The sequence below is a fragment of the Streptomyces sp. NPDC001617 genome (genome assembly GCF_053596855.1).
Map to the genome: position 1 here is coordinate 15,743 of NZ_JBSFHA010000061.1, position 16,661 is coordinate 32,403.

The window sequence follows — 16,661 nt, forward strand, 5'->3', positions numbered from 1 at the left end:
TGTCACAGGAGCCGTTCCCCTGGATGTCACCCTCGCGCTCACAGGCTCAGCTCCGGGTGCAGCCGGTCCAGCGTCCACACCTGGCGTCGGCGGGCCGAGACCGCGGTCAGTGCGAGGGCGCCCGCGGTGAACGCGACGAGCACCACGCACGCGTGCCACACCGGACCGAGACCGCCGCCCGTGATGAGTCTCCTGAGGGCCTCCACGATGTAGCTCATCGGCAGGAAGGGGTGGATCGCGTTGAAGAAACCCGGGCTGGTCTGCACGGGGTAGGTGCCGCCCGCGGAGGTCAACTGGAGCATCAGCAGGGCGAGTACGAGGATCCGGCCGGCCGCCCCGAAGCGTGCGTTCAGCCACTGGACGATGGCCGCGAAGCACGCCGTCACCAGGAACAGGAAGCCGATCGTGTCGGCCGCCCGCGCCATCTGGAGGCCGATCGCCCAGTGCAGCACCGACATCAGGGCCACCGTCTGCAGGACGCCGACGGCCACCACCGGAAGCCAGCCCGCCAGCGCGATCCGCCAGGCCGGGGCGCTCGTGGCGAGCGCGCGCCGGTTCATCGGCGCGATCAGCATGTACGCCACCATCGCGCCCACCCACAGGGACAGGGGGATGAAGTACGGGGCGAACCCGGTGCCGTAGTTGGGCGCCTTGTGCAGGTCCTTGGAGACCAGCTGGACCGGGTCGGCCATCACCTGGGTGCGCCGGTCGCGGTCCTTCTTGTCGTAGTCGGGGATCTTGTCGGCGCCGTCGTGCAACCCGCCCGCGAGCTTCCCGGAGCCGTCGGCGAGCTTGTACATGCCGCCGTTGAGCGTCTCGGCGCCGGTCTTGAGCTTGCCGACGCCCGCGTTCAGGGCCGAGGCGCCGGTGCCGGCGGTGCTCAGGCCGGAGTGCAGCTTCTTGGCGCCCGCGGCGACCTTCCCCGCCCCGTCGTTCAGCTTGTTGATCTTGGCCACGGCGTCGGCGAGGTCCTCGGAGAGGTGCGGTGCGCGGTCGGCCAGCGCCTGGGCCTGCTTCTGGAGGGTCGCGAGATTGCCGTCCAGCTTCTTCAGGTCGCCGTCCTGGTCGCGGATCAGCGTGTCGAGGTCGTCGGCGATCGTCGCCACATCGGCGGCCGCGGTCCTGGCCTTCTTCAGGTCGGCGCAGGCCGCGTCCGGCAGCACCGGGTCCTCGCAGCGCGCCTTGTAGACGGCGTTCAGGGCGTCGGAGGCCGTGTGCGCCCCCTTGGCGGCCACCGGCGCCGTCTTCACCAGGGTGTCGAGGTTGTCGCGGATGCCCTTGGCGGAGTCGGCGACCAACCGGGCGGTGTCCCCGATGGTCTTCTCGTTGTCCTTCAGGAACGGGCCGACTTTCCTGTCGACCGCGTTGACCTTGTCGGCGAGCGTCTGCGTGCCGTCGGCGACCTGCCGCGAGCCGTCCGCGAGGTCACCCGCACCCTTGTCGAGCCGCGCCACCCCCTTGGCCAGCTTGCCGCTGCCGTCCTGGGCCTCCTTCAGCCCGTCGGCGAGGTCCTCGGAGCCCTTCTTCGCCTTCCCGATGCCGCCCTTGAGCTGGTCGGCGCCGTTGGCGGCCCGCACGGTCGCGCCGTGGATGTCGGAGAAGGAGATGAAGATTTTGTCCAGGAAGGACCGCGACGCCTTCGTGGACGCGGCCGTGCGCACCTCGTTGAAGACCGTCCGCGAGATCTGCCCGACGATGTAGTTGTTCGCGTCGTTCGTACGCACCTGGAGCGCGCCCGTCTCGGGGGAGTCGCCCGCGCTGGAGGCGATCCGCTCGCTGAAGTCGGCCGGCATGGTGAGCGACAGGTAGTACGTGCCGTCCTCCACGCCCGCGCGTGCCTGCGCGGCACTCACCTCGTGCCAGTCGAACACGTCGCTGTCGCGCAGCCCCTCGGTGAGGTCGTCGCCCGCCGAGATCCGCTGCCCGTCGGCGCGTGCCCCCCTGTCGTCGTTCACCAGCGCCACGGGGATGCGGTCGAGACGCCCGTACGGGTCCCAGAACGACCACAGGTACAGCGCGCCGTACAGCAACGGCAGCACCAGCAGTGCGACGAGCGCCGCGCGCGGCAGCTTCCCCCTGCCGAAGCGCCTGAGCTCAAGAGCGGCCAGTCTCGGCGTGCGCATCGGCCTTCTCCTTCCCGGAAGTCGGTGAGGTCGCCATGACGACGGTGTCGTCCGGAGCCTCGCTGCACACCGCCACGACCGTGGTCCCGGCCTCGGCGACGGACCTCAACAGCGCCCAGGCCTCGGCCCGTTCGGCGTCGGAGAGCTTGAGGTCGGCGTCGTCGACGCCGAGCAGCCGCGGGCGGCCGATGAGCGCCAGGGCGACGGACAGCCGCAGCGCCTCCAGCCGCTCCAGATCGCGTACGGCGGTCCGGGACCCCTTGGGCAGGGACGCGCGGTCGAGCCCGGCGCCGGCGAGCGCGGAGTCGATCCGCAGCCGCGCCTCCAGCGCGCGCTCGGCGCGGGGGCGCAGCAGGCCGCGCAGCGAGTCGCCGAACCGCCGCTGCAGCAGTGCCCGTTCGCGCAGGTGCTCCCCGACGGTCAGCGCGGGGTCGAGGTCGGTGACCCCCGCGACGTTGGCCACCGCGCTGACGCGCCGTACGGCCGCCAACTGCTTCGGCAGCCGTGCCCCGCCCACGGTCGCCGTCCCCTCGGTCGCCCTCATCCGGCCCGTGAGCGCGAGCAGCAGACAGGTGCGCCCCGATCCGGACGGCCCCTCGACCGCGATGAGCGAGCCGGGTTGTGCCTCGACGGAGACGTCCCGGAACGCCCAACCGCGAGGGCCCTGAAGGCCGAAGCCCTCGGCTGTGACGCCCACTGCGTCCACAGATCCCCCTGAGTTGAACGGAGTTGATTTGAACTGACTGGTCAGTGCAAAAACTAACCCGAACTTTCGATCGAAGCAAAAGCGCAGGTCAGAACGGATTGTCAGTGGCATACCGCACGATGGGCACATACGGCACCCCGTATGAGGGCATGCCGTCATGCAGACGACAGGAGGTTCGTCATGGCCAGCTATCACACGGCAGCCGCCCGTCGGCGCCGCGCCACCGGCCCTGCCCCCTCACTGACCGGACCGGCGAGCGACGTGCACCCGGTGCTGCGCCGGGCCGCCGCCCCGCCCGCCGCCCTCGACCTGCTCGCCCAGGCCCGCGCCGGACTGGACGAGGCGGCCGTCCTGGAGACGCCCAACGAGCGCTACGCCACGGCCCATCTCGCCGCCCTGCGGACCGCCGCCGCCGTACTCGCCGCGCGAGGCCGCCCGGAGACCTCGGAGCGACGCCGGGCCAGGATCCGGAGCGCCTGGGAAGTGCTCCCCGAGATAGCACCCGAACTCACCGAGTGGAGCGCGCTGTTCGCCGCCGGGGCGCGGCGCCGCGCCCGGGCCGAGGCCGGCATCCAGGGCGCGGCCACCCGCCGGGACGCCGACGACCTGATACGCGACGTGGCGATGTTCCTGCGCCTCGTCGAGCGCATGCTGGTCCTCCAGCCGGTGCTGCCACAGCCCCGCCAGGACGCGGATCGCGCGGAGCCGGGTCCGGGGCCGGACCGCGATTTACCGGACACGGGCTGAGAGAGCCGACCTGCCCGTGCAGTCCGTCGCGCGCCTGCGGGGTGTCCCGGGCCGCCGGAGCGTCGTGGTCCGCGGTGTGAGACGCCCCGTAGGGCATGTGACCGTGATGACCGGCCAGGGCGGCGCAGGCAATAGGGTGGAGGGCGCCTGAAGCCTTCCCTCCGTGTCCCGGTCGGGGAGGCAGACCGTTCGCTCCGCCGTGCCACAGGCGGTGCCGCGCCGAGGAGTCAACTGCCGTGTCGGACCCCACGCGCCCCCGCGCCTCCCTCCGTACCGCCGTGGTCTGGGAGGTCCTCCAGGACGCCCTCGACCGCCGGGTCAAGGCCACGGGCCGGCAGGTGCTGGACGTCCTCGACACCGGAGGCGGCAGCGGAAAATTCGCCGTGCCCCTCGCCCGCCTCGGCCACCAGGTCACCGTCGTCGACCCCAGCCCCAACGCGCTGTTCGCGCTGGAGCGCCGCGCCGCCGAGGCCGGTGTCGCGGACCGCGTCCGGGGTGTCCAGGGCGACGCCCACGGCCTCTTCGACGTGGTCGAGCGCGGTGGCTACGACGTCGTGCTGTGCCATGGCGTCCTGGAGTACGTCGACGACCCGGCGGAAGGGCTGCGCAACGCCGTCGCCGCGCTCAGGTCCGAGGGCGTCCTCAGTCTGCTCGCCGCCGGTCTCGGCGGCGCCGTGCTCGCGCGGGCCCTCGCCGGGCACTTCAAGGAGGCCCGGCAGGCCCTCGGCGACCCCGACGGCCGCTGGGGCGACGGCGACCCCGTGCCGCGCCGCTTCACCGCCGAGCAGCTCACCGCACTGGTCGAGGGCGCGGGCCTGAAGGCCGCCGCCGTGCACGGCGTACGGGTCTTCGCCGACCTCGTCCCGGGCGTCCTCGTGGACACCGAGCCCGGCGCTCTGGAGGCGCTGCTCAAGCTGGAGGAGGCGGCGGCCGAACTCCCCGCCTTCCACTCCGTCGCCACCCAGCTCCACGTGCTCGGCGAGACGCAGGGGGCCGCTGAGGCCTGAGCCCCCTGTCGAGGCGAGCCGCTGATCAGGGCGTTGGCTGCGCATGGAGTACGCCACAGGCCCCCCGTTCGGGGCCTCGGAGCCGTATGATCGGAGGAGATCACCCGGCATGACGGGCCGGTCGCTGGGGAATGGAAGATTCAGCGAGCCGGGACGTCCATGGCGGAATCCGGTTGGCCAATTGGCGCAGAGGGGCGGGTTTCACGGGGGCGATTCCCTGCCTATCCTGAAGGGACCCCCGGGTCGCCCCGGCGACTGCACGATGAGGAGGACTCCGTGCCGCTCTCGGAGCACGAGCAGCGCATGCTCGAGCAGATGGAGCGAGCGCTGTACGCCGAAGATCCCAAGTTCGCGTCGGCGCTCGAGGGAAGCGGGCTGCGTACGTACACCCGGCGGCGGGTCTACCAGGCGGTCGCCGGCTTCCTCGTGGGTATCGCGCTCCTCATGGCTGGAATGGTCGCCAAGCAGGTCTGGCTCAGCGTGGTGGGCTTCCTCGTCATGCTGGGCTGTGCGGTTCTCGCCGTGACCGGCTGGCGCAAGGCCCCCAAGCCGGGCGAACAGCCCGCCGCAGGCGCCCCGCACGCGCGTCGGCAGGCTCGGCAGAAGCGCTCCATGATGGACCGCATCGAGCAGCGCTGGCAGCGCCGCCGGGACGAGCAGGGCCACTAGCGCTCCCCAAGACAGAGCTGAGGGGGTGACCGCCCACGGGTGGTCACCCCCTCACGTATGCCCGCACAGCGGCGTGGGTCCCGGACCACAGCGGTCGGCCCCGGCCCGGGAAGCCCGGAGCCGGGGCCGAGAGGCTCGGACCGTCAGCCGCCCTGCTGACTCGACGGGCGCCGTACGAGACTCGACCAGCGGTCCGCCGTACGGGACTTGAAGGCCGCCCAGCGGTCCATCACGTCCCAGACCGCGCGGACGGCCGACCGGGGTGCGACGACCGCACGCACCCGCGTGGTCCAGCTGACGTGGGCCCGTAGCGCCGCCCGCAGCTTGCGGACGTCGTCGGGCAGCCCGGGCACCGCCTGCGGCTGCGGTGCGAACAGCACCTGCTCCACCGCGCTCGCCACCCGGTGCACCGACTCCGCCGTCGCCGCGTCCAGTTGTCCGAGCCGCACGATCCGCGCCGCCGCCTTCCGCGGGGTCAGCGCGTCGTCCGGCGCGATGCCGTAGTCCCAGGCCGTGTCGGTCAGCTCGCGCCACACGGCCAGGACGTGCACGGAGGCCACCTCGGCGGCGTACCGTGCGTCCGCCTCGACCGCCAGGCCGGCCGCCGTCAGGGAGACGTCGTCCGTGACTGCCGTGCCCCGTTCGTCACGGCTTCGTGCCGTGAGCACACCGCGGCCGGTGTGCTGGGCCGAGGCAAGCCGCACCGAGCGCCGGCGCACACGCCACAGCATGGGCAGCAGCGGTACGGTGACCGCCAGCAGCCCCAGCAGCATCCACCCCGCGATCTGGTACCAGGGCGGACCGCTGTCGGTCGGCTTGGCCGTGCCGATCGAGAGAGCCCCGTTGCACGCCCCCTCCTTCTTGTCCACCTGCGCGCAACTCGTGCTCGCGGACGGCGCCGTCGACGCGTTCGAGCCCGCCGACTGCGTGGGCCGCGACACGTCGGGAAGGCCGCTGCCCGGGGTGTCCGACTGCGTGTACGAGGGCGCCACGCCCCGGTTCGGGGTCGGCTCGAAGCGGGTCCAGCCCACGCCCTCGAAGTACAGCTCGGGCCAGGCGTGGGCGTCCTTCAGGCCCACCGACACCGAGCCGTCCGACTGCGGGGCACCGGGTGCGAAGCCCACCGCGACCCGGGCCGGGATGCCCAGGCTGCGGGCCATCGCCGCCATCGCGAAGGAGAAGTGGACGCAGAAGCCCTCCCTGTCCTTCAGGAACTTGGCGATCGCGTTCGGGCCGGTGCCGACCTGCACCTGGGTGCTGTACTGGAAGCCGCCGGTCAGCGTGAACCAGTCCTGGAGCTTGACCGCCTGGTCGTAGTGGTTCGTGGCGCCTTCGGTGACTTGGCGGGCGGTCTTCGCCACCACGCCGGGCACCGACTTCGGCAGGTGGGTGTACTCGTCCTTCAGCGCCTTGGGCGGCTCCGGCGCCTCGGCCAGCTGCTGTGCCGTCGGCTGCACGTCGAGGCTCTTGACCAGGTAGGTCTTGCCACGGGTGGTCTGGCCGTGGTCGCCGACCAGCGTCATGCCCACCGGTTCGTAACGCCACTTGCCGCCGACCTGGACCCCGCTGGGCGGGTAGGGCATCGGCAGCCAGTCCTGGGCGTACCAGTCGGCGGCCGAGATCCGCGTCTCGATCTCGGCGCGCTTGACGTCCGCGCCGAGGCCGGTCGGGGTCGGGAACTGGTCGGGCACACCGGTGACATGCCGCTTGGACGGCTTCCAGGTGCTTCCGTCGAAGTCGTCCAGGGACACGATCCGCAGATACAGGTCCCCGACGTCGCTGCTGTTGGTCTTCAGGGACAGGACCTGGCGGTCCTCGTCCACGTTCAGACTGTCGCGCAGTGAGACCAGGGGGTTGACCGCGGAGATCGTGCCCCCGCTGCCGTTCCCCGCGCCCACGCCCGTGCGCGCGCCGTCCAGCAGGCCGCCGCTCATCGAGGGCAGGACGGCCGGCACCACCAGGGCGAGGCCCAGCGCGAGCACGCCGATGCGCCGCCCGGTGCGGATCGGCGCCACCGGGCCGGGCTCTCCGCCCGGAGTGCGCGGCGCCCCGCCGAACACCCGCCCCCACTGCGAGAGCCGGTCCCGGCCCTCGGCGAGCAGCAGCATCAGATAGCCGCCCGCCGCGACCAGGAACCACAGCCAGTCGGCGCCGCCCTCGGACAGCCCCGCGGCGACGGAGTACAGCGCCAGCAGCGGCAGTCCGGCCGGGGCAGCGCTGCGGAACGTCACCGCGAGGGTGTCCACGGCGAGCCCGATGACCATGACCCCGCCGAACAGCATCAGCCGGATGCCGTCGGACTCCAGGGGCGCAGGGATCGCGTACCGCGCTATGTCGTCGCCGCCCTGCCGGAACAGATCGGCGAAGTGCCTCAGCGCCTCCGGACCCGGGACGATCCCGGCGAGGGCCTGCTGCCGGGCGAAGACCAGGGTCAGCATCAGCAGCGTGACCAGCGCCTGCGCCGCCACCGTCAGCGGCCGGGCCAGCGGCACCCGCCGGGTCGCCGCGCCCACACCGGTCTGCACGCCCAGCATCACGGCCAGCTGCAGGATCCAGGTCGCCGGGGTGACCAGGGGCAGCAGCGCGCAGGACGCCATCAGCGTGGCCGCCCAGGCGCACAGCGCCAGTCGTGCCCGTCCGCTCATGAGCCCGCCCCCTCACCGCTCGTCCCGCCCGCTGCGGCCAGGCCCGCGCGCTCGCGGTCAGCCTGCCGCCACAGCTCGTGCAGCGAGGCGCCGCGCGGCACACTCAGGGCCGTCCAGCCCGCCTCCCGCAGCAACCGCAGCCGCTCCTCACGCACGTCCAACGGCCCGGGCACATCGGTCGGTTCCCGCACCCACGCGTCGCTGTCCAGCAGGAAGGCGACCGCGCCCCCGCTACGCTGCCGCATCTTGGCGACCACCGTGGCCTGCTCCTCGTCGAGGTCGCCGAAGAAGGCCACCAGCAGCCCCTCGTTCCCGCCGCGCAGCACGTCGTACGCGCGCGACAGACCCGCGCCGTCCGAGTGGTCGATCACCGCGAGGGTGTCCATCATCAGCCCCGCCGAGTCGGCGGTCTCCTGGCTGGCGCCCGCGAACCCGTCGGCGCCCTCACCGGGCACCGAGGTGCCGGTGTCCGTCAACAGACGCACGGAGAAGCCCCGTTCGAGCATGTGCATGAGGGTCGAGGCCGTTCCCGAGACGGCCCATTCGAAGGCCGAGTCCGGTCCAGCGCCCTGGAAGGCGAGGCCCCGGGTGTCGAGCAGCACCGTGCACCGGGCGCGCTGGGGCTGCTCCTCGCGGCGCACCATCAGCTCGCCGTAGCGGGCCGTGAGGCGCCAGTGGACGCGCCGCAGGTCGTCGCCGTAGCGGTAGCCGCGCGGGATCACGTCGTCCTCACCGGCCAGCGCCAGCGCGCGCTGGCGCCCGTCGCCGTACCCCTTCGACTCGCCGCTCAGCCGTACCGGCGGCAGCGCCTCCACGCGCGGGATCACCGTCAGGGTGTCGTACGAGGAGAAGGATCGGGTCAGCTCGCACATCCCGAACGGGTCGCTCAGGCGCAGCTGCAGCGGGCCCAGTGGATAGCGGCCGCGCAGGTCGGAGCGGACGCGGTAGGAGACCTCGCGGCGGCCGCCCGGCTCGACCCGGTCCAGCACGAAGCGGGGGCGCGGGCCGAGGACGTAGGGCACCCGGTCCTGGAGCATCAGCAGGCCCGTGGGCAGCCGTGAGACGTTGTCCATCCGCAGATGGACCCGGGCCTCGCTGCCGGCCGGCACGCGCGCGGGGGCCAGCCGGCGGCTGCCGGCCACCCGGTAGCGGGTGCGGTAGAGGAAGCCCGCGCAGACCAGGGGCAGCGCGGCGAGCAGCAGGCCGACCCGCAGCAGGTCGCTCTGGCCGAGGACGTAGGAGCAGATCGCGGCCGCGATGCCGGCGGCCAGGAAGGAGCGCCCGCGGGTGGTCAGGCCCGCGAGGGCGGTACGGATGCCGCCCTTCTCGCCCCGGTCGACATCCGCGGGCCCACTCGCCCCGGAGGTCATCACAGCCTCCGCGGCGGCTGCTGGCCGTACGACGGTGTGCCGTGCCCGATGCCACCGAAGCCGCTCTGCTGCTGGGGCGCCGCCGGCACCGCGGTGCGCTGCAGGATCTCCTGCACGACCTGCTCGGAGGTGCGGCGGTTGAGCTGGGCCTGGGCGGTGGGCAGCAGACGGTGGGCCAGGACGGCGACGGCGAGTGCCTGCACGTCGTCCGGCAGGGCGTACTCCCTTCCGCTCAGGGCGGCGGACGCCTTCGCCGCGCGCAGCAGGTGCAGCGTGGCGCGCGGGGAGGCGCCGAGTCTGAGGTCCGGGTGGTTGCGCGTGGCGGACACCAGGTCCACCGCGTACCGCCGCACCGCGTCGGCGACATGGACGCCCCGCACGGCCTCGATCAGCTTCACGATGTCGTGCGCGTGCGCCACCGGCTGGAGATCCTCCAGCGGGGAGACCCCGCCGTGCACGTCGAGCATCTGCAGCTCGGCCTCCACGCTGGGGTAGCCCACCGAGACCCGGGCCATGAAACGGTCGCGCTGCGCCTCGGGCAGCGGGTAGGTGCCCTCCATCTCGACCGGGTTCTGCGTGGCCACCACCATGAAGGGGCTGGGCAGCTCGTAGGTCGTCCCGTCGATGGTGACCTGGCGCTCCTCCATGGACTCCAGGAGCGCGGACTGCGTCTTCGGCGAGGCGCGGTTGATCTCGTCGCCGATCACGATCTGCGCGAAGATCGCGCCCGGCTTGAACTCGAACTCCCGGCGCTGCTGGTCCCAGATGGACACACCGGTGATGTCCGAGGGCAGCAGGTCGGGCGTGAACTGAATGCGTCGCACCGAACAGTCGATGGACTTGGCCAACGCCTTGGCCAGCATGGTCTTGCCCACCCCAGGGACATCCTCGATCAGAAGATGTCCCTCGGCGAGCAGTACGGTCAGCGAAAGCCGTACGACCTCGGGCTTGCCCTCGATCACTCCTTCCACCGAACTGCGGACCCGCTCCACAGTGGCAGTCAGATCTGTAAGGCTCGCTCGATCGTCATAGGTCGTCACCCGGCCCTCCTCGGCCCGTTCTTTCTCCGGGCCGACGCTTGCTGTGCGGACCGGCCCACCCCGAATCACGGACACCACGCGTGAAAAGTTCCGCACGGCGCCACACCCGCATTCTTGCTGCCGTTACCGATTCGTGTCACTCGACTGTGGACAAGTGGCTTCGATATGTCGGGTTTTACGGTGCTTGGCGTCCAGCATGCGCGGGTTTTGCGAAAAACGAGAAGGGCCGGAGCCGGGTTCGGCGGACGAAACTGTGGCTACGCCGGGTCGATCTCGCGCAGCAGACCCGTCTTCACGTCGAAGACGAAGCCGCGCACGTCGTCGGCGTGCAGCAGGAACGGCGAGGTGCGCACGCGCTGCATGGACTGGCGTACGTCCTGGTCGACGTCCCGGAAGGCCTCCACGGCCCAGGCGGGGCGCTGGCCGACCTCCATCTCCAGCTCGGTGCGGAAGTCCTCGGTGATCGCCTCCAGACCGCAGCCGGTGTGGTGGATCAGCACGATGCTGCGGGTGCCGAGCTTGCGCTGGCTGATGGTGAGCGAGCGGATCACGTCGTCGGTGACCACACCGCCCGCGTTGCGGATGGTGTGGCAGTCGCCGAGCTCCAGGCCGAGCGCGGCGTGCAGGTCGAGACGGGCGTCCATGCAGGCCACGACCGCCACGTGCAGGACGGGGCGGGCGTCCATGCCCGGGTCGGTGAAAGCGGCGGCGTACTGTTCGTTCGCCTCGACGAGACGATCGGTGACGGTGCCGCCGCCTATGGCGCCTTCGGACTCGGTGGAAACGGATGCAGAAGTCGTCATAGCTATGACGGTACTGGTCACAGGCGATCCGGTCTGCGTGTGAGAGCGGGAAAAGAGCGTCATCACGGTCCTCTTGTGAGGTAACCCACATGGGTGGCGGTAGTGAAGCCGTCAGAGGGATTTTCCCTGGTTTGCCGCTTCGCACGCACCTCGGGCCGCGACGCGCAGGCCGGTTGATTGACCGCGAGACAGCGTGGACTAAAGTGACGCGAAGCGGGAGGCGAGGCTCTCCCTGCTGGACTGAAACCCCGGAGGCCCGGCGATTTTCCGGGTTCTCCCCACGTGCGCGGCGCGTACGTACGGCTCGGCCTCCTCCCGCTCCGGCCGGCCGACGCCTCCGGCGCCGGCAGGCCTCCCCTTCATCGAGCGGGCGGGGACCCGGCGGTGCGTACGGCCGTGCCGGACCTGAGAGGGCCCCTTGAGCCAGAGTCGACACGTCCCGGTGATGCTCCAGCGGTGCCTGGACCTGTTGGCCCCCGCCCTGGAGCGGCCCGGAGCGGTCGTCGTCGACTGCACGCTCGGGCTGGGAGGGCACAGTGAGGCCCTGCTGACGCGGTTTCCCGAGGCCCGGCTGGTCGCCCTCGACCGCGACAAGGAGGCGCTGCGCCTGTCCGGCGAGCGCCTCGCGCCCTTCGGTGAGCGCGCCACCCTGGTGCACGCGGTCTACGACGAGCTCCCGGACGTACTCGACCGGCTCGGCATCGCGCGCGTGCAGGGCGTTCTCTTCGACCTCGGTGTCTCCTCCATGCAGCTCGACGAGGCCGACCGCGGCTTCGCCTACGCCCAGGACGCCCCGCTCGACATGCGCATGGACCAGACGACCGGCGTCAGCGCCGCCGAGGTCCTCAACACCTACCCGGCCGGCGAACTCGTCCGGATCCTGCGTGCGTACGGCGAGGAGAAGCAGGCCAAGCGGATCGTCGGCGCGATCGTGCGCGAGCGCGACAAGGAGCCGTTCAGCAACAGCGCGCGGCTCGTCGAGCTGATCCGGGACGCGCTGCCGCAGGCCGCCAAGCGCACCGGCGGCAACCCGGCCAAGCGCACCTTCCAGGCGCTGCGCATCGAGGTCAACGGCGAGCTGTCCGTCCTGGAGCGGGCGATCCCGGCCGCCGTGAAGGCTCTCGCCGTGGGCGGACGGATCGCCGTGCTGTCGTACCACTCGCTGGAGGACCGCCTGGTCAAGCAGGTGTTCGCGGCCGGCGCGGCCAATACGGCGCCTCCTGGGCTGCCGATCGTGCCCGAGCGGTACCAGCCCCGGCTCAAGCTGCTCACGCGCGGTGCCGAACTTCCCACCGAGGAAGAGGTCGCCGAGAACCGGCGGGCGGCGCCGGCGCGACTGCGCGGGGTCGAGCGCATCAGGGAGGACGCCGAGTGAGTCGGTTTCTCGAACGGGGGGCCGTGTGAGCAGGAAACCCGAACTGAGGGGGCGCGCGGCCCGTCTCGCGCGCCTCTTCCCCGGCCCGCAGAGCCGTGGCCAGGCCGCCCGCACCCCCTTCGTCCTCCTCGTCGTGCTCCTCCTCGGCGGCGGCCTGATCGGGCTCCTGGTGCTGAACTCCGCGCTCAGCGAAGGCTCGTTCAAGCTGGACGACCTCCAGAAGGACACCAAGAACCTCACCGACGAGGAGCAGGCGCTCCAGCGGGACATCGACTCCTACTCCGCCCCGGAGGCCCTCCAGCGCCGTGCCCACGAGCTCGGCATGGTCCCCGGCGGCGACCCCGCCTTCCTCGACCCGAACGGCACGGTGAAGGGTGTCCCCTCGGCCGCCGCTCAACAGTCCGCCGTAAAGATCCCGCTGGTCCTGCGCCCGCCGGAGACGATCACCCACCCGCCGGCCACCCCCACCGCGTCGAGCCCCACCCCCGCGGCCGCTCCCACGCCCACCCCGACCACGACCCCCGGCAGGTGACGGAAGTGTCCGACAGGGAACCGCCGCGCCGCCGTGTGCCCGGCCCCGCGCGTCCCGTCCGCCCCGCCGCCGGCCAGCGGCGCCCGGGCCCCGGCGCCCGCCCGGCCGCCCGCCGCCCGGCACCGGCCCGTCCCGCGGCTGCGAAGCCCCTGCGCCTGGGCAGCCCCCGCCCCCGGCTGCGCATGGTCGCCCTCGCGCTCACCCTCGTACTGATCGCCTTCGTCGTACGGCTGCTCCAGGTCCAGGCCGTCGATGCCAGCACCTACGCCGCCAAGGCCGACCAGAACCGCTACGTCGGCCAGATCCTGCCCGCCGAGCGCGGCGGCATCACCGACCGCGGCGGCGTGGCCCTGGCGACCAGCGTGGACGCCTACGACCTCACGGCCGACCCCACGATGTTCACCCGCAAACAGCTGAAGGTCGACGACGGGCCCGAGCAGGCGGCCGCGCTCCTCGCGCCGATCCTCGGCGTCGACCAGGACTCGCTCGTCACGAAGCTCCGCCCCAAGAACAAGGCGCTGCGCTACGTCCTGCTCGCCAGCCGTCAGACCCCGCAGGTCTGGTCGCAGATCAAGGACCTGAAGGCCGCGCTGACCAAGAAGTCCGACACCGCCAACGTGCTCGCCGGCGTCTTCTCCACCCCCAGCAGCAAGCGCGTGTACCCGAACGGCGACCTCGCCGCCGGGATACTGGGCTGGGTCAACGCCGACGGCAAGGGCGGCGGAGGTCTGGAGCAGGAGCTGAACAAGGAGCTCGCCGGCAAGGACGGCAAGATCCGCTATGCCCAGTCCGGCGGCCGTCTGGTGCCCACCGCGGGCTCCACGGAGACGCCCGCCGTGCCCGGCAGCGATGTCGAGCTCACCATCGACCGCGACATCCAGTGGGCCGCCCAGAGCGCCATCACCGAGCAGGTGAAGAAGTCCGGGGCGGACCGCGGGTACGTGATAGTGCAGGACACCCGGACCGGCGAGATCCTCGCCATGGCCAACTCGCCCGGCTTCGACCCGAACGACCTCTCCAAGGCGAACGGGAACGCCCTGCACAACTGGGCCGTCGAGGACGCCTACGAGCCCGGCTCCACCGCCAAGATCATGTCGATGGCCGCCGTACTGCAGGAGAACGTCGCCACCCCGCTGACGCATGTCGTCGTGCCGAACCGGCTGCACCGCGGCGACCGCCTCTTCAAGGACGACATCGACCACGCGACCTGGAACCTCACGCTCAACGGCGTCCTCGCCAAGTCCAGCAACATCGGCACCATCGAAGCCACCGGCCAGCTCGGCAAGACCCAGGCGCAGGCCAACCGGGTCCTCTACTCGTACCTGCGCAAGTTCGGCCTCGGCAGCTACAGCGGACTCGACTTCCCGGGCGAGACCAAGGGCATCCTCGCCCCGCCCGACAAGTGGTCGACCTCGCAGCAGTACACGATTCCTTTCGGCCAGGGCGTGTCCATCAACGCGATGCAGGCGGCCTCCGTCTACTCGACGATCGCCAACGGCGGCGTCCGTGTCGAACCCACGCTCGTCCGCGGCACAAAGGGACCCGACGGGCGCTTCGCACCGGCCCCGACGCCCAAGAAGACAAGGGTCGTCAGCGCGAAGACGGCGAAGACGCTCGCCCAGATGCTGGAGTCGGTCGTGGACGACCAGGAGGGTACGGGCATCAAGGCGCGCATCCCCGGCTACCGGGTCGCGGGCAAGACGGGTACGGCCAACCGCGTGGATCCGGCCACCGGCAAGTACCGCGGATACACGTCGTCGTTCGCCGGATTCGCGCCCGCGGACAACCCGAGGGTCACCGTCTACTGCGCCATCCAGAACGCCACGAAGGGCAGTTATTTCGGCGGCCAGATCTGCGGACCCATCTTCAAGGAGGTGATGGAGTTCGCACTGAAGACCCTCCAGGTCCCGCCCACCGGCGCGAAGGCCGCGAACCTGCCCGTCACCTTCACACCCTGATCAGCGCAACCAGCCAGGAACGCTCCGTGACCATGATCACTTCCGACTCCGGCGTACCGGGCACGCCCGGCCCCTCGCTTCGCTCCCGGGCGGGTGAGCCCGGTACGCTCACCGCCGTGCCACACGCTGATCAGTCCCAAACCACCCAGAAGGGCGCATCCGTGACATACCCGGGGCCGCCCAGGCCGGTGCAGGTCTCCGCAACACCCCTCGCGGAGCTCGCCGATCAGCTGGATGCCACCGCGCCGGACAGCACCGCGGGGGTCACGGGCATCACCCATGACTCGCGCGCGGTCCGCCCCGGCGACCTGTACGCCGCCCTTCCGGGCGCCCGCCTGCACGGCGCCGACTTCGTCACGCAGGCCGCCGGCCTCGGCGCGGTCGCCGTGCTCACCGACCCGACCGGTGCCGAGCGTGCCGCGGCGACCGGCCTTCCGGTCCTGGTCGTCGACGACCCGCGCGGACAGATGGGCGAGCTGGCGGCCACGATCTACGGGCACCCAGGCCGTGACCTGCTCCAGATCGGCATCACCGGCACCTCCGGCAAGACCACCACCGCCTATCTGGTCGAGGGCGGTCTGAAGACCAAGAGCAACACCGGTCTCATCGGCACGGTCGAGATGCGCATCGGCGACGAGCGCATCAAGTCCGAGCGCACCACCCCCGAAGCCACCGATCTGCAGGCCCTGTTCGCGGTCATGCGCGAGCGCGGGGTCGAGGCGGTCGCCATGGAGGTCTCCAGCCACGCGCTGGTCCTCGGCCGGGTCGACGGCTGCGTCTTCGACATCGGCGTCTTCACCAACCTCAGCCCGGAACACATGGAGTTCCACTCCGACATGGAGGACTACTTCCGGGCCAAGGCACGGCTGTTCACCCCGGAACGCAGCAAACTCGGCATCGTCAACTTCGACGACGAGTACGGCCGCAGACTGGTCCACGAGGCCGGCGTACCGATCGTCACCTTCTCCGCCGAGGGCCACCCGGACGCCGACTGGCGCGCCGAGGACGTGCGGGTCGGCCCGATGGACTCGACGTTCCTGGTGATCGGCCCCGAGGGTGAGCGGATCGAGGCCAAGGCGCCGCTGCCGGGCCCCTTCAACGTGGCCAACACCCTCGCCGCGATCGTCGCCCTGGCCGCCGCCGGGCTCGACCCGCAGGCCGCCGCCGACGGTATCGCCGCGGTGCCGGGCGTGCCGGGCCGCCTGGAGCGTGTGGACGCCGGGCAGCCGTACCTCGCGGTCGTGGACTACGCCCACAAGACCGACGCCGTCGAGTCGGTCCTGCGCGCCCTGCGCAAGGTCACCGAGGGCAAGCTGCACATCGTGCTCGGCTGCGGTGGCGACCGGGACAAGACCAAGCGGGCGCCGATGGGCGCCGCCGCGGCCCGCCTCGCCGACACGGCCGTACTGACCTCGGACAATCCCCGCTCCGAGGATCCGCTCGCGATCCTCGCAACCATGCTCGAGGGCGCGGCGTCCGTACCAGCACACGAACGCGGCGAGGTCCAGGTCTTCGAGGACCGGGCCGCCGCGATCGCCGCAGCCGTCGCCCGAGCGCGGCCCACAGACACCGTGCTGGTCGCGGGCAAGGGACACGAGCAGGGCCAGGACATCGCCGGGGTGGTCCGTCCGTTCGACGACCGCCAGGTGCTTCGAGAAGCCATCCAGAAGACCCAGGGATGAACTT

Annotated in this window: 13 protein-coding genes; 7 read left to right on the forward strand and 6 right to left on the reverse strand. The window is 71.8% G+C overall.

Annotation, left to right across the window (positions count from 1 at the left end; all coding sequences use genetic code 11):
* Nucleotides 1-38: 38 nt before the first annotated feature.
* Entirely contained in the window at nucleotides 39-2,123 is a 2,085-nt protein-coding gene (locus tag ACWC09_RS35495; protein ID WP_450855082.1) for a YhgE/Pip family protein, read from the reverse strand.
* The gene (locus ACWC09_RS35500; protein WP_450855084.1) at nucleotides 2,095-2,829 is read right to left on the reverse strand and encodes an ATP-binding cassette domain-containing protein; all 735 of its coding nucleotides are present in this window, start codon (nucleotides 2,827-2,829) and stop codon (nucleotides 2,095-2,097) included. The genes ACWC09_RS35495 and ACWC09_RS35500 overlap by 29 nt, the downstream gene beginning before the upstream one ends.
* A gap of 180 nt (nucleotides 2,830-3,009) precedes the next feature.
* On the opposite strand from ACWC09_RS35500, the gene ACWC09_RS35505 reads away from it, so the two are divergent.
* From ACWC09_RS35505 to ACWC09_RS35515, 3 genes are all read left to right on the forward strand, one after another.
* Entirely contained in the window at nucleotides 3,010-3,576 is a 567-nt protein-coding gene (locus ACWC09_RS35505; protein ID WP_450855085.1) for an SAV_6107 family HEPN domain-containing protein, read from the forward strand.
* 236 nt (nucleotides 3,577-3,812) lie between these two features.
* Nucleotides 3,813-4,583, forward strand: a complete 771-nt coding sequence (locus ACWC09_RS35510; protein ID WP_450855086.1) for a methyltransferase — start codon at nucleotides 3,813-3,815, stop codon at nucleotides 4,581-4,583.
* 276 nt (nucleotides 4,584-4,859) lie between these two features.
* Nucleotides 4,860-5,252, forward strand: coding sequence for a DUF3040 domain-containing protein (locus ACWC09_RS35515; RefSeq protein WP_356345645.1), 393 nt, complete (start codon nucleotides 4,860-4,862; stop codon nucleotides 5,250-5,252).
* A gap of 143 nt (nucleotides 5,253-5,395) precedes the next feature.
* Here the strand turns inward: ACWC09_RS35515 and ACWC09_RS35520 are convergent, their stop codons facing one another.
* The 4 genes from ACWC09_RS35520 to ACWC09_RS35535 form a co-directional block, all read right to left on the reverse strand.
* Nucleotides 5,396-7,897, reverse strand: coding sequence for a transglutaminase TgpA family protein (locus ACWC09_RS35520; RefSeq protein ID WP_450855088.1), 2,502 nt, complete (start codon nucleotides 7,895-7,897; stop codon nucleotides 5,396-5,398).
* Nucleotides 7,894-9,267, reverse strand: coding sequence for a DUF58 domain-containing protein (locus ACWC09_RS35525; RefSeq protein WP_450855090.1), 1,374 nt, complete (start codon nucleotides 9,265-9,267; stop codon nucleotides 7,894-7,896). Before ACWC09_RS35525 ends, ACWC09_RS35520 begins: the two co-directional genes overlap by 4 nt.
* Nucleotides 9,267-10,307: an AAA family ATPase gene (locus ACWC09_RS35530; RefSeq protein WP_450855092.1), complete on the reverse strand. Its 1,041-nt coding sequence runs from the start codon at nucleotides 10,305-10,307 to the stop codon at nucleotides 9,267-9,269. Before ACWC09_RS35530 ends, ACWC09_RS35525 begins: the two co-directional genes overlap by 1 nt.
* A gap of 257 nt (nucleotides 10,308-10,564) precedes the next feature.
* A complete protein-coding gene (locus tag ACWC09_RS35535) occupies nucleotides 10,565-11,173 on the reverse strand; it encodes a beta-class carbonic anhydrase (protein WP_450855094.1) in 609 nt (202 codons plus the stop codon).
* A 355-nt stretch (nucleotides 11,174-11,528) separates the two neighbouring features.
* Between ACWC09_RS35535 and rsmH the strand changes: the two genes are divergently transcribed.
* From rsmH to ACWC09_RS35555, 4 genes are all read left to right on the forward strand, one after another.
* A complete protein-coding gene (gene rsmH, locus ACWC09_RS35540) occupies nucleotides 11,529-12,485 on the forward strand; it encodes a 16S rRNA (cytosine(1402)-N(4))-methyltransferase RsmH (RefSeq protein ID WP_450855095.1) in 957 nt (318 codons plus the stop codon).
* 25 nt (nucleotides 12,486-12,510) lie between these two features.
* Complete coding sequence (locus ACWC09_RS35545; RefSeq protein WP_450855097.1) at nucleotides 12,511-13,017, forward strand: septum formation initiator family protein; 507 nt, start codon at nucleotides 12,511-12,513, stop codon at nucleotides 13,015-13,017.
* Between the two features lie 5 nt (nucleotides 13,018-13,022).
* Nucleotides 13,023-14,975 carry a peptidoglycan D,D-transpeptidase FtsI family protein gene (locus ACWC09_RS35550; RefSeq protein ID WP_450855099.1) on the forward strand — a complete coding sequence of 651 codons (1,953 nt, stop codon included), beginning with the start codon at nucleotides 13,023-13,025 and terminating at the stop codon, nucleotides 14,973-14,975.
* 161 nt (nucleotides 14,976-15,136) lie between these two features.
* On the forward strand, nucleotides 15,137-16,657 hold the full coding sequence (locus tag ACWC09_RS35555; RefSeq protein ID WP_450855101.1) for a UDP-N-acetylmuramoyl-L-alanyl-D-glutamate--2,6-diaminopimelate ligase: 1,521 nt from the start codon (nucleotides 15,137-15,139) through the stop codon (nucleotides 16,655-16,657).
* Nucleotides 16,658-16,661: the final 4 nt, after the last annotated feature.

Excerpts from the sequence above, each read along its gene's own strand:
- ACWC09_RS35535 (WP_450855094.1), bottom strand. The coding sequence starts at position 11,173 with ATGACGCTCTTTTCCCGCTCTCACACGCAGACCGGATCGCCTGTGACC.
- ACWC09_RS35495 (WP_450855082.1), bottom strand. The coding sequence starts at position 2,123 with ATGCGCACGCCGAGACTGGCCGCTCTTGAGCTCAGGCGCTTCGGCAGG.
- ACWC09_RS35525 (WP_450855090.1), bottom strand. The coding sequence starts at position 9,267 with ATGACCTCCGGGGCGAGTGGGCCCGCGGATGTCGACCGGGGCGAGAAG.
- ACWC09_RS35505 (WP_450855085.1), top strand. The coding sequence starts at position 3,010 with ATGGCCAGCTATCACACGGCAGCCGCCCGTCGGCGCCGCGCCACCGGC.
- ACWC09_RS35520 (WP_450855088.1), bottom strand. The coding sequence starts at position 7,897 with ATGAGCGGACGGGCACGACTGGCGCTGTGCGCCTGGGCGGCCACGCTG.